An 11,470-nucleotide genomic window follows, 5' to 3' on the forward strand; every position below is an offset into this window, starting at 1 on the left:
TGTCTGTTACTTTGTGTCCGGTGCGACCGGCCATTCAATGGCAGGTGCAAGCGTGGTATCCACACGACTGACCATCACACGGAAGCGTTTCCACTCGGTCAGCAGTTCGGTTTCTTCCCCGGTTGCGATACCAACATCAACCGCATCCTGAAGTGGCGCGATCGCTTTGGTGGCCTGAATCAGCAGTTCGTTTTGGGTGATGCCCGCCAGTTCCTGCGGGGGTAACGTAAACGCGGTAATTTTCCCGTCTTTGAAAACATAGGGCTTGCTCCCGATATCAGCCTGGTAGTCAGCCGCGTTAATTTCGTAAACACTCAGGCCTTCATGAAGCGTCAGGAAATTGGGATTCAGCGCACCGGTAGTGATAAAACCATCTGGTGCAACCGCGATAAATGCCGTTTTACCTGTCCAGGTTTTATCACGCAGTGTGTACCAGTCTCGCCCCTTGTCATCTTCAAAATAGATAAAGGGTAAGGCCATGCCTTTCTCAATCACCCGCTTTGAAATACGGATATTTTTAAACTGGATCATTACGCAATACTCCCGACCTGCCGCCAGCTGCCGCTATAAGTACGCACTACAAGAGCGCGATAATATTTACCCATGTTTCGGCAATCCCCCAGGTCACTACGCATGGATAGTCCAGTCATAAAGCACCCATCCGGGGTTTCCCAGACCTGTTCCTGACCGTGACCGGGATTTGACATCGCCTGCCCGCCGCGTGCCACGTCCATGATGTAACGACCATCGGACTGATTGACCACATCATTGACACGTCCATTGACCCAGTTTTGCACTTCACCTACACGCCCGTTGACCCAGTCCTGAAAAGCGACACTTCTGCCACCCGCCTGGTTGAAATAAGAAATGCCTCCTGATCCGAAATCAAACATCCATCGAGCCCACCGACCATTATCCCCAATAGCCGTAATAACCGGGCAGCCGAACCCATTGTCAGCCGGAATGTATTGACCAAACGAGGTAAAGGTAGGGAAACCGTTATTTTTTTGTGCGCCTCCCGTCATCATGGGGCACCATGTATCGCCATTGCCGACATTTAAATACGAGGCATTAAAGGGTGAGTGAGTCTGGTTACCATATTCCGTATTCCAGGCACCCGCAGCAGCCAGTCCGATATACTTCCCCTGGTTATTAAGGATTGCTCTGCCGCTTCTGCTTTGCAGCAGTAACTGATTATCGGCATCGTTGTAGAGTCTGACGTTAAAATCATCGGTGTCGTTTCTCAGGTGGAAGTCGACAATCGCATTACCACCTGTCAGCTCAATTGCCGGAGTCTGCAATCCGGCATTAGCCAGAAAATATCTGTCGAGTACAAATTTGCTACTGTTCCACCAACCAATATTGGCATTGTCAGCACGAATAAACGTGCTCCCGTCACTATTTGCCAGGAAGCCGGTGTCACTGTCGCCGATGTTAATCGCGCGCGTAGCGGTGAAGTCGCCATTAGCACTGAACCGGAAACTGGCATCCCCCACCAACATTTGAACCTGATTAGCGCCAATGGAGAATGTGCCTCCGTTGACGAGCACGCGCCCGGGAGTGATATCCGCGCTTGAGGTCTGAGCGTCACACAAGGCGGCGGATTTCAGCCCGAGGTTTTCCCGAGCCTGTTCCTTGTTTTCCACATCAGAAAGGTTTTTGTCTTTCTGCAGGGCGTTAACAATACGCGCGTCGTCACCCGCCGCCACCGTTCCCGCCGTGGTGCCGGTATCCATCACCGCCGCACCTTTCAGCCCGAGATGCTGGCGAGCCTGACCAGCATCAGGTAAATCCGACAGGTTGTTTTCTTTGAGCAGGCGGCTGTCGGCATTTTTGTTCGCCTTATCGCCCATATCAAATGCGGCTTTCACCGCTTTCGGCGTGGCGGCCAGCACCTCGCTGTCACTGTCGGTCGCGCTGCTCAGTTGGCTAAAACCCTTAGCTTCCAGCGTGGCATCAGGATGTCGGCGCGAGCGTTCATGTTCCGCGAGTTGATTATCAACGTAGTCCTGGGTCGCCATCACCGTGGTGGTGTCGATGGTCAGGTCAACCGACTCAATGGCACTGACCATAATCACCATACGCACGGTTTGCGCGCGGCCTGAACCCTCAGCCAGTTTCGGCTTGTAGCTTTCGGCCATATTGGCAATGGCGATGAGTGTGCCATCAGCATCAAACAAGCCCATTTCCCGCATCCAGAATCCGCCCCGTTCTGGCGGAATAACCAGCTCGGCCACCACGTAATTATCGTGATTGACATCGATGCTGATTTTATTCAGTTCTGCGCGCCATTTTTCACGGATGAGGGCTGTCTGGCTGACATCCGGCTCCGGCAGCGAGCCGCCGCCATCCCCGACAGCCATGTGTGTCAGGCTAATCAGTGTGCCGCCTGCGGTGGCAGCAGCCAGTTTTGCCGCCCCGGCGGTGGTCAGCAGTGTTTTATATTTCACGGTCATAATTGCCTCTTTTATCCGGGGTACACGGTAATAATGTCGCCGTCATAGCTCATGCCACCGACGTAAAATTCGCCCCTGACATCCTGGGTAATGTTCAGGCCAGTCAGGTGACGGCTGGCGGCTTTTGCATCAGCAATCAGGCGCTCCATTTCGAGGTACATTTCCTCGGTAATGCCGCTTTCCAGCACGCCAATATCAAGACGAAACGTGCCGGGTGCTTCGTTGCTCTGCCACCACTCGGTGACATTAATCAGATAGCCGAGCGGCTCCACCACGCGCCGGATAGCGCCGATGGTGCCTTTGTGTTTGTGAATGTATTTGGCGGTCTGGATAACGTTGCGTTTGGCTTCTTCCGTCCAGTTCTCATCCCAGCGGTCAACCGAAAACGCCCAAGCCAGATACGGCAGCAGTTGTGCGGGGCATTCCAGCGGGTTCCAGAGCTGGCGCAGCGGCACCGGTACGCGCGTCAGTTCGGCACAGGCTTTTTCGGCGGCCAGCTCCAGCTCAGAGGAGCCAACCGGCAGCAGCCGGACGTTATTCATCAGCGCCCCCGATAACGATTTGGTAATCCGCACAGTACGAAGCCTGAGTGTCATCGAGCACGATGTCGGCCAGCGGTTTAGCCAGCTCAACGCGCTGCACACCTTCAACATGTAAAGCGGCATAAATGGCCGACTTGCGAATATCACGGCCGAGGCGGTGCTGCGCGCTGATGTAGGCTTTCAGTTTGGCCTCGGCAGCCTGCCTCACCGGCTCCAGTTCGGGTCCAGGGTAAAGGTAAAGTGTCGCGTCAATTTCATAGTCGACAATGACCGCCGACTGCACCGTCACACGGTCAGCCACCGGGCGCACGTTCTCATCATTCAGGGCAAGGCTGACAATGTTCACCAGCTCATCACTGGCGGTGCCGTTCCCTTCACGCGAGAGCACCGAAATCGTCACGCACGCCGGTGACGGGCTGATCACCGACACATCCGCGACACGCCCGTCGGCACTGCGGCCATGAAACTGATACGCCCCGACCGGCCCCGCCACACTCAGTCCTTCAAAGGACTGCTGAATACGCAGACGGAAATCACTGTCCGATTCCATCACCGCCGCCACCGGTGGGATGGCAGTGTCATCGGCAGGTGTAATGACCAGGCGCGTGACGTTATTGTTTGCACCGAGCACATCAAGGTCGTTTGCCCTGGAAAATGCCAGCATCACGGCCAGCGCCGACTCGTTAACCCGCTGGCGCAGAATCAGCTCACGATACGCGTTCTCCTCCAGCAGCTTGACGATGGGGTCGGATTCCAGCGCCAGCACCCGCGCAACGGCTTCCTGCTCCTCCTCCGGGTAAAGGGAAATCAGCGTCGCTTTACGTTCAGCCAGCAGGGTTTCATAGTCCAGTACCTCGACCACGTCCGGGGGCGGTAACTGGCTCAGGTCAATGGTTGCCATAATCTCAGCTCAGGGGAATGGTTAAAGAAAAAGGCGCTCCGCCGGTGCCGGTTCGCACGCCGGTGATGTCGACGAATAACGTCCCTGCGGTGGTGCTTTCAAAGGTGATGGCGGTCAGCCTGACGCGGGGTTCCCATTTCAGGATGGCCATGTAGCAGGCCGACATAATTTGCAGGCGCAGCGCCGGGTTATCGGGCTGGTCAATCAGTGCTGATAACAGCGAGCCGTAATCGCGGCGCATCACGCGTGAGCCAATGGGGGTGATCAGAATGTCGCGCACGCTCTGACTGATATGTCCGGAATCGGACAAACTCAGACCGGTGGCACGGTTCATGCCGAGATAACGAGCCGTCATTGTGTGCCCTCCGTCAGACTTCCGCCGCGCTCAACGCCGCCATGCTTATGCTTATCCACCTGCACGCCGTTGGATTTAAACGTACCGTCGCTGTGCTCGATGTTGCCGCTCATCTTGCCGCCTTTTTTGACTTCAAGCGTGCCGGTGGTCAGCTTGTTGGTGCAGACCACTTCCGGCGTATCGAGGGTAATGCGGGTCTCGGCTTTGACCAGCACCAGCGGCACGGTGGCGGTAATAGACTCGGTCGCGGTGACATCAGCGGTTTTAATCCCACTCACGGTCAGCGAACCGGTATCCGGCTCGTACTCGATAACGGCACCATCGGGGAAAGAAATGTGCAGCGCATCGGCGGACGCTGACGGTGCGGGATGGTCACCGGAATAAATGCCAGGCAGGACAAAAGCAGTATCCAGCTCACCGCCAATTGCCAGCACCAGAACCTGCTCACCGACAGACGGTGCCCACCAGGCGCGCGAGCGACCGGCGCGGGATGTCAGCCAGTGCAGCCAGTCGGTAGTAATACCGCCGGTTTCCACACGGCATAATGCCTGTGCGGTGTCGACTTCGGTCACGAGGCCGATGCGGATAAGGTTGCGCAGCAGGCGCGCGACTTCCTGGAGTGATGAGAGAGTATTCATGGGGAAAGGATGCCGCCTGAAGGCTCAGGCGGCAATTGATGGTCGTTTGCCTGCTAGTAGTACAACAACTTAAAAACTAAGTATCTTGAATGGATATACCAACACGGCTTTGAAGTACTCAAGATCAGATGCGAATGGTGAAAAGACTGCACCTGATGAGAGGAAATAAAGCGCGTAGCCGAAGACTAAAATTGAAAGCGAGTATCTGAACGCATCATTTGCATTGCGATAAATAACAAAAGCAAAGCTCAAATAGAAATGAAGTAGTATCAACCCAGAGCATGCAATGCTCGACAAAATGATAAATGCTATTGATATAATTTGGGTGTTGGCATAGAAAACACTCTTAATACCGTAACTGGACACATCACTAAATAATTGAAATAACCTTGGGTATAAGTCAGCATGTTGCGATATTAACTGTGCTGCGCAATAGCATACAACGCCTAGAGGAATCGCGAAAAGCAAATAAAGAAAATCACCACCCCGACTAAAACCGTAAAGTCTTATGTTATTTATAACACCAAACAAACAGAATAAAGGGAGAAAAATAGATAGCGAAGAAAGTAGCTGGATAAAAAAACCTGAAAACATATGGAAAAATAAAAAAATAGCGAAGGCGCATGCCTTTACAGAAAAGCGCATCTCTTTTCGCACATTTAACATGTTATTATTGTAAACAATAACATTGTTATCTCCACTTACATTCGGACTCTGCTCGCGCCTCTCAGACCTAATATTAACGTTAGCCTTGCTGATTTTAAAACTAAAAATAGCCCCAACTGAAACTGCAATCAGTGATTCAATATTGACCAAACTTTCAAACATAGCACCTCCTATAATGGATTTTCTTTATAAAACACTTCTCTTTTTTATGGAAGATATTACGTTAACAACAGCCAATCCATAACCTGATATAAACCATCATTAATTTATCGAAATTAATAATATTAAAAATTCAATTATTCAGGTGGTTAATTATTACTTCAGAAACTAGCTGTTCATTTTGTTTACTAACGCCCAACAACGGCCGCTCTTCATACTGCACCCCCGCACTGTAACGGTTTGGCTTGTCTCTCAGCCCCTCCTGATGCACCCGCGCCATACGCTGCACACGCCCGACAAACTCCACGACCGCAGCGTCATTTGTTCCTTTCGTTTTCATGTACCGGTTGGTGCGCAGTTTGGTAAACATCGCACGTTTCACCCGGCCTTTTTTGCCCTTTACCGGCTGACGTTTACGGGCGGCATACGGCGTGCCGTCCGGTGCCTGCTGGCGTTTAATACGCTGCTGCTGCGAGGTTCTCAGTTCCTTCGCAATCTCAGCCGTCATTTTGCGGCGCGCTGTCGGTGATAACGCTGCAATCAGTCCGGCGAGTTTGTCCTCGAAGGGTTTAAATTCATTCATGCCACTGACTCACCAGCTCGCCGTTAGCATAGAGTTCCATCGGGCGGGAGACGTTCTCAGGCAGGGGCGCCTCAGGGACGTGCTTCACGTGCAGCGCTTCACCTTCCTGCCTGACCAGTGTGCGCTCGGTCAGCAACAGGCTGATACTGACATCGACACTCTCGTCGTCGTTAATATCGGCGATATAGGTGAAGCCTCTTTTTTTCCCCTCATCGGTGGTCATGATATCGGGCTGGTTTTCCCGCAGCCAGGCGTTGACCGGTACGATGAGGTAATCCAGATCCCCGTGATAATCGGTGACCACGACATTCAGCGTGTACTGATTTTCAAACGACAGCGAGGCCGCAAGTGTGGAGGCGATTTTCCCGCTGTCGATAAAAATGCGCAGCATGTCCGGATTATTTCGCAGCACCGGCGCTGCATCACAGAGGGCTTTGCGTAAACTGGCGGGCTTGAGCATCGAGTTTCTCCTGGCAGTGTCTGATGGTTTCAGTCTGGGCGGCGCAGCTGACCAGCCCGGCCTCAAGCTGGCGAATGTCCGCGCTTAAATCACCGTTAGTGTGCGGCTGGCTTGCCGGTATCTTGCACAGCGCCACTTTCGGACAGCCACTGTAAATAATCAGCGGTGGTGGTGAATGCGGGGCGAGTGTGCAGCCGGATAATGTCATCAGGCAAATCAGACTCATACCACTCGCGCAGCGCTTTATTTTCATTGAGTAACCTCGTCACGGTATTGCCACGGTTCGCCGCAAGCCGGTTTGCGGTGGCGAGCTGGTTGCGTAAATCGACCTGCGCCTGTTCATTCCGCTGCCGGAGTTTTGCAGCAACATCGAGCTGATTGCGCAGCATGATGATCTGGGTTTTCTGCTCACCGGCGACACGGTTTGCCTTTTCAAACGAGCGGGTCAGCGTGTTGTTTTCGCGCTTCATCCACATCAGACCGGCGACGGCCAGCAACAGCAAAATCATCAGTGTTTTCATTCCATCCCCCTGAGACAGTAAGCCCGCTCACGTGCGCGGCGGTTTTCCAGCCCGGTATTTCTGACGCCATTCACAAACACCCAGCGCGGGAACTGGTCACACACCTGCCACCACTGGTGACGCTTGATGTAGCTCACCATCGTCGAGCGACAGGCCGCACCGGTGCCGACGTTAAACGCAAAGCTCACCACTGCGTCATACACCGGCTGTGGCATATCGACCGGCACGCAAACAGCAAGACGGCGCTCAACATTGAGCACATCGCTGACCAGGTTCTGCGCGGCCTGACGCTCGGTAATATCGCCTTTTGGCGTAACGCCTGCGGTGTGACCGATGCCTGACGTCCAGACACCGGCGCTGCACTGGTACGGTTTCAGGCGACACCCTTCGAGGTCGGCAATCAGTGCCAGCCCGTCGGGTGAGGTTTTCAGTAATGAGAAATCCGGCAGCAGAACGGCAAGCGCCAGCACAGCCGCGACACTGCAACGTTTAACGATTGATGCCACGCACCACCTCCTCATTCAACCCCATTGCGCGCAGATAGCGGAAGGTCTGGCGGCGATACCAGAAATTCACCAGCGCGGTGAAAATCGCGCAGCCTCCGCCGACATACAGCGCCAGTTTTTCCGGCGTCTGCGTACCGAAATACGCCAGCGCCACCGACAGCCAGTAAGTGACAAACGTGGTGATTTTTTCCATTGTCAGTCCCATAAATTCAGGGTCTCCGTGACCGGTGAGGAATCGACATCCGGCAGTTCAACCGCGGTGCCGTGAGGCAGCTCCTCACCGAGTTCTGCAAGACCTGGATTGGCGAGTAACACTGCTTCGACCACACCCTCGGTGCGCCGGTAATGGCGTGCACACAGTGCGTCGAGCGTGTCGCCCTGGAGCGCAAAAACCTTCATCAGATTTGCCCGATGATGCAGCGGGATTTATCCTGGAGGCGGGAGACCGCCCAGCGCATATCCCGCCACATCTCATCAATGGTGCTCTCGATGCTGTCGGCTTTTTTATCCCCTTTAGCGCTCGCATCCACGCCGCGATAGTTCTCATAAAGCTTCGCGGTGGTCATCGCGGTCACGGCTTGCAGGTAGTAAAAACACCGCACACTTTCCCCATCAATCGCGTCAGCCGGTACAGCAGCCAGGCTGTCATACCCGAGCGCCATCTGCTCACGGCGGTAGTCGCGTAACTCGGCGTTGGTTTCCGCCATCCCGTCAATAATCGCCGCACGCAGCCGCACCGGTGTCACGGTGTGCTCAAGGCGCAGCAGTTCGCGAATGCGCAGCGGCTCAACGTCGGGGAAAAAAGCCGTATTGCTAATGGCCGCTTCCGCGACCGGGCGCGGAGGAATAACCACACCCTGACCGACCTGCGGGCTTTCAGGCTTGCTGATAATCACTGTCGTCATGACAACCTCAAAATAGGTGGACGGTGGACGCCGGTATCGATGAGGAATAAATCCATTCTCAACCGGCGTGCCGTCCGGCGCGGGGCGCATTCTTAACCGGTGGTGTTAGCCACTTTGCGGGGGCGACCGCGTTTGCCTGGTGTGGTCGCAGGTTTACGCGGTCGCGGTTTTGTCTTTGGCTTCTTCACGATGACGGGCTTCGGTTTGAGAGCGGTTTCAAGGCGCTCAATGTCCTTTTTCACACCCGCCTGTGCATCGAGCTGCATTGCTCGCTTCAGCTGTGCGAGTGCATCCGCCAGCAGCCCCACGTCACGCAGTACCAGCCCGGTGATTTTGTGCAGCCTGCCGCGCACCTTGTCGGGCATATCGGCGGTACTGGTCAGGGTCTGGGTCGCCAGCAACAGCCCAACGTCGACCGGCTCACCAGCGGCGTGCGCACGCATGGCGGCCAGCGCCACATCTTCGGCCAGCACATATGGCGTTGTGCGTTTGTGCAGCGCGGGCATGGTGAGGCCGTACTGCATCGCATAGCGGCCAATCTCCAGCGCACCGGCAATATCACCGGCATCGAGCTTCCACAGCATGACGGTCATCACGATGTCATCCTGCGCGCCTTTGCCTTCGGCCAGCACACCGGCGACCCACGGCGCATAGGACGGCAACAGCGCGCGCTTTTTGTCGGCCTTGCGCTCGATGGAATGAATGGTTTTTAAAATGCGCTGGTCGGCGGCCAGTTTGACCAGCATCTGCTCGTAAGCATTTGCATGGCGCAGCGGGTTATCGTCCCGCTGCGCGGTCACAATGGCCGAGACCCGCATCATGTGTCGTGCAGCGGGACTCGTCATGGTTTATGCCTCCGCTGCCGGTTCATCTTTCGGCGGCGCAGGGAACTCACCGAGCTGGATGTTTTCAACCAGGCAACCAGCGGCGTAATCCTCGATCACGTAATCAATGTTCATGGATTCGTAGTTTTCGATACGGTCGAGCTTGCCGTTCTCATCAATGATGCGGCGATGGCTGTCATCCATGTAGTAAATCGACAGGTTCTCGAGGGTGGTCACCATCAGTCCATTCGCCGGGAAGAACGGCACGCGTACCGCTGGCAGGTTGCCGATGCGTTTCTGGCTGACAATCACATCCGCCGCCATGGCTTCGGTGTTGGCCTGCTCCTGATTCACAATCGGGAAGTATTTGTCGGCCAGCAACTGACGACCACAAATCACCACAAGGTCAGGGTCTTCCTGATACCACGGCGCAATCATGGTATTGGTGGCATCCATCACCAGCGCATCGAGGTTGGCGTAATCGCCGTGTTTACCCACGCGGATCACATCCGAAACAGTGCCATCTTCAGCGGTATGTTTGTTCATCACGCGCGCGGGCGCTTCGTTGCGGTATTTCTGCAACCAGCCGACCGCCACGTCCTGCAACAGGGGATTTTTGCTGCGGTCAGAGGTTGCCGCACGCTTAATGCCGTTGAAACCGGCCATCATTAAATCGAGCGACTGACGTTTGATAATGGCGTTACGAATACGCAGCTGGAAGTCCTGGAAACGCGCCCATAAATCGAGGGTACGAAAACGAATATGGAAATCGAAATTGACCTGATCACATTCGTATTTATTGGACTCCAGCGCGGTGAAATCTTCGGTTTTACGCTCATCACCACTGGCGGTATCGGCGGTACTGGCAATCGAGCCGGAGACACCGACACCGATTTTTTCCCCTTTCATTTCCGCGACCGGCACCATGTTGATGCGGGTCAGAAAGTCGGATGACTCCTGCATGGTGTTCATCAGCGTTTGCGTGACGGACGGGTCAACGCTGAATTTTTTGGTCATGTCGCCGGTGTCGACGTTGTTGAGCTTCGCCACCTGGGTGAGGTAGGCGTTAAATTTAAAGCGAGTTTGTGGGCGCATTGTTTTTCCTGATTAATGAGGTTGTTCGGGGTTAACAGTTGGTCAGCACGGAGTCGCCATTGCCGCCGCTTGCCGGTTCGCGACGGCGCTGCGTAAAGCTCTCGGTGTTGTCGAGTGAGGTTTCCAGCGTGGAGAGTTCGCCTTTCAGGGTGTTGAATGACAGCTCCATCGCATTCAGACGCTGCTCAGTGGCGTCGTGGTTGGCCTGCACCTGCTCGGTGACCACCGTTACCGCTTCATGCACATCGTTAAAACGCGCATCGTCATCAGCCTGTTTACGGCTGAAAATGCCTTTGACGGTGTCGGTCAGTTTGTTCAGCAGGGTGTCGGGCTGGTCTTCAAATTCCAGCTCGGCCAGCGTGGCAACCGAGAACAAATCTTCCGGGCGTTCTTTGCGACCCGCGAGCGGATTGGTTTTGGCACGCGAGCAGAACTCCAGATATTCAGTACCGAGGCTTGCCGGGTCATCAGTCACCGCGAGGCCAATCAGATAGCACTTGCCGGAGTTGGAGAAATTCGGGCGGATCTCCATCGAGGTGTAAACCTTCTGGCCTTTGCCGACCATTTCCACCAGGTTCGCCAGCGGGGTGATGCGGGCGAACAAAGCCAGCTTGCCGTTGAGCGCGGAATCATCATCAATGGTTTCGGCTTTCAGCTCGGTGACATCGCCGTAACGGCAAAACGGGCTGTCAGGTAACACACTGGTGATGTGCTCGAGATTTATGCGTGCGCCGTAGACACGCGGGTCGAATGAATCGGCCATTTCCTGAATGTCGCTGCCGCTGATCACGCGACCGTCGCAGGTGTCACCTTCGACGCCGATGCGGAACCATTTAGAAACTTTCTTTGCCATGTTCAG

At 54.8% G+C, this 11,470-nt stretch carries 18 protein-coding genes; all 18 read right to left on the reverse strand.

What is annotated here, in order from left to right; translation table 11 throughout:
* Window positions 1-6 precede the first annotated feature (6 nt).
* The 18 genes from MNO13_RS20880 to MNO13_RS20965 all read right to left on the reverse strand — a co-directional run bounded on the left by MNO13_RS20880 (window position 7) and on the right by MNO13_RS20965 (window position 11,464).
* Window positions 7-531 carry a tail fiber assembly protein gene (locus MNO13_RS20880; RefSeq protein WP_241939212.1) on the reverse strand — a complete coding sequence of 175 codons (525 nt, stop codon included), beginning with the start codon at window positions 529-531 and terminating at the stop codon, window positions 7-9.
* Window positions 531-2,456 carry a phage tail protein gene (locus MNO13_RS20885; protein ID WP_241939213.1) on the reverse strand — a complete coding sequence of 642 codons (1,926 nt, stop codon included), beginning with the start codon at window positions 2,454-2,456 and terminating at the stop codon, window positions 531-533. The genes MNO13_RS20880 and MNO13_RS20885 overlap by 1 nt, the downstream gene beginning before the upstream one ends.
* A gap of 11 nt (window positions 2,457-2,467) precedes the next feature.
* The gene (locus MNO13_RS20890) at window positions 2,468-2,998 is read right to left on the reverse strand and encodes a phage tail protein I (protein ID WP_241939214.1); all 531 of its coding nucleotides are present in this window, start codon (window positions 2,996-2,998) and stop codon (window positions 2,468-2,470) included.
* A complete protein-coding gene (locus tag MNO13_RS20895; RefSeq protein ID WP_241939215.1) occupies window positions 2,991-3,899 on the reverse strand; it encodes a baseplate assembly protein in 909 nt (302 codons plus the stop codon). Before MNO13_RS20895 ends, MNO13_RS20890 begins: the two co-directional genes overlap by 8 nt.
* Window positions 3,900-3,903: 4 nt before the next feature.
* Window positions 3,904-4,254: a GPW/gp25 family protein gene (locus tag MNO13_RS20900; protein ID WP_241939216.1), complete on the reverse strand. Its 351-nt coding sequence runs from the start codon at window positions 4,252-4,254 to the stop codon at window positions 3,904-3,906.
* Window positions 4,251-4,892, reverse strand: coding sequence for a phage baseplate assembly protein V (locus MNO13_RS20905; protein ID WP_241939217.1), 642 nt, complete (start codon window positions 4,890-4,892; stop codon window positions 4,251-4,253). Before MNO13_RS20905 ends, MNO13_RS20900 begins: the two co-directional genes overlap by 4 nt.
* A gap of 69 nt (window positions 4,893-4,961) precedes the next feature.
* A complete protein-coding gene (locus MNO13_RS20910; protein ID WP_241939218.1) occupies window positions 4,962-5,720 on the reverse strand; it encodes a hypothetical protein in 759 nt (252 codons plus the stop codon).
* Window positions 5,721-5,850: 130 nt separating this feature from the next.
* Complete coding sequence (locus tag MNO13_RS20915) at window positions 5,851-6,300, reverse strand: phage virion morphogenesis protein (protein WP_241939219.1); 450 nt, start codon at window positions 6,298-6,300, stop codon at window positions 5,851-5,853.
* Window positions 6,293-6,760, reverse strand: coding sequence for a phage tail protein (locus tag MNO13_RS20920; RefSeq protein ID WP_241939220.1), 468 nt, complete (start codon window positions 6,758-6,760; stop codon window positions 6,293-6,295). Before MNO13_RS20920 ends, MNO13_RS20915 begins: the two co-directional genes overlap by 8 nt.
* A complete protein-coding gene (gene lysC / locus MNO13_RS20925; RefSeq protein WP_241939221.1) occupies window positions 6,723-6,968 on the reverse strand; it encodes an Rz1-like lysis system protein LysC in 246 nt (81 codons plus the stop codon). The genes MNO13_RS20920 and lysC overlap by 38 nt, the downstream gene beginning before the upstream one ends.
* A complete protein-coding gene (gene lysB, locus MNO13_RS20930) occupies window positions 6,856-7,281 on the reverse strand; it encodes an Rz-like lysis system protein LysB (protein WP_241939222.1) in 426 nt (141 codons plus the stop codon). Before lysB ends, lysC begins: the two co-directional genes overlap by 113 nt.
* Window positions 7,278-7,787, reverse strand: coding sequence for a lysozyme (locus MNO13_RS20935; protein ID WP_241939223.1), 510 nt, complete (start codon window positions 7,785-7,787; stop codon window positions 7,278-7,280). Before MNO13_RS20935 ends, lysB begins: the two co-directional genes overlap by 4 nt.
* On the reverse strand, window positions 7,771-7,992 hold the full coding sequence (locus MNO13_RS20940) for a primosomal protein (RefSeq protein WP_115631019.1): 222 nt from the start codon (window positions 7,990-7,992) through the stop codon (window positions 7,771-7,773). Before MNO13_RS20940 ends, MNO13_RS20935 begins: the two co-directional genes overlap by 17 nt.
* Window positions 7,983-8,186: a tail protein X gene (locus MNO13_RS20945; protein WP_121814369.1), complete on the reverse strand. Its 204-nt coding sequence runs from the start codon at window positions 8,184-8,186 to the stop codon at window positions 7,983-7,985. Before MNO13_RS20945 ends, MNO13_RS20940 begins: the two co-directional genes overlap by 10 nt.
* On the reverse strand, window positions 8,186-8,692 hold the full coding sequence (locus MNO13_RS20950) for a head completion/stabilization protein (protein ID WP_241939224.1): 507 nt from the start codon (window positions 8,690-8,692) through the stop codon (window positions 8,186-8,188). The genes MNO13_RS20945 and MNO13_RS20950 overlap by 1 nt, the downstream gene beginning before the upstream one ends.
* Before the next feature lie 92 nt (window positions 8,693-8,784).
* On the reverse strand, window positions 8,785-9,537 hold the full coding sequence (locus MNO13_RS20955; protein WP_241939225.1) for a phage terminase small subunit: 753 nt from the start codon (window positions 9,535-9,537) through the stop codon (window positions 8,785-8,787).
* A 3-nt stretch (window positions 9,538-9,540) separates the two neighbouring features.
* Window positions 9,541-10,611 (reverse strand): phage major capsid protein, P2 family, encoded by a 1,071-nt coding sequence (locus tag MNO13_RS20960; RefSeq protein WP_241939226.1) that lies wholly within the window; start codon window positions 10,609-10,611, stop codon window positions 9,541-9,543.
* 31 nt (window positions 10,612-10,642) lie between these two features.
* The gene (locus MNO13_RS20965; protein ID WP_241939227.1) at window positions 10,643-11,464 is read right to left on the reverse strand and encodes a GPO family capsid scaffolding protein; all 822 of its coding nucleotides are present in this window, start codon (window positions 11,462-11,464) and stop codon (window positions 10,643-10,645) included.
* Between the last annotated feature and the right edge of the window lie 6 nt (window positions 11,465-11,470).

This window comes from Buttiauxella ferragutiae, from assembly GCF_022637515.1.
GTDB lineage: Bacteria > Pseudomonadota > Gammaproteobacteria > Enterobacterales > Enterobacteriaceae > Buttiauxella > Buttiauxella ferragutiae.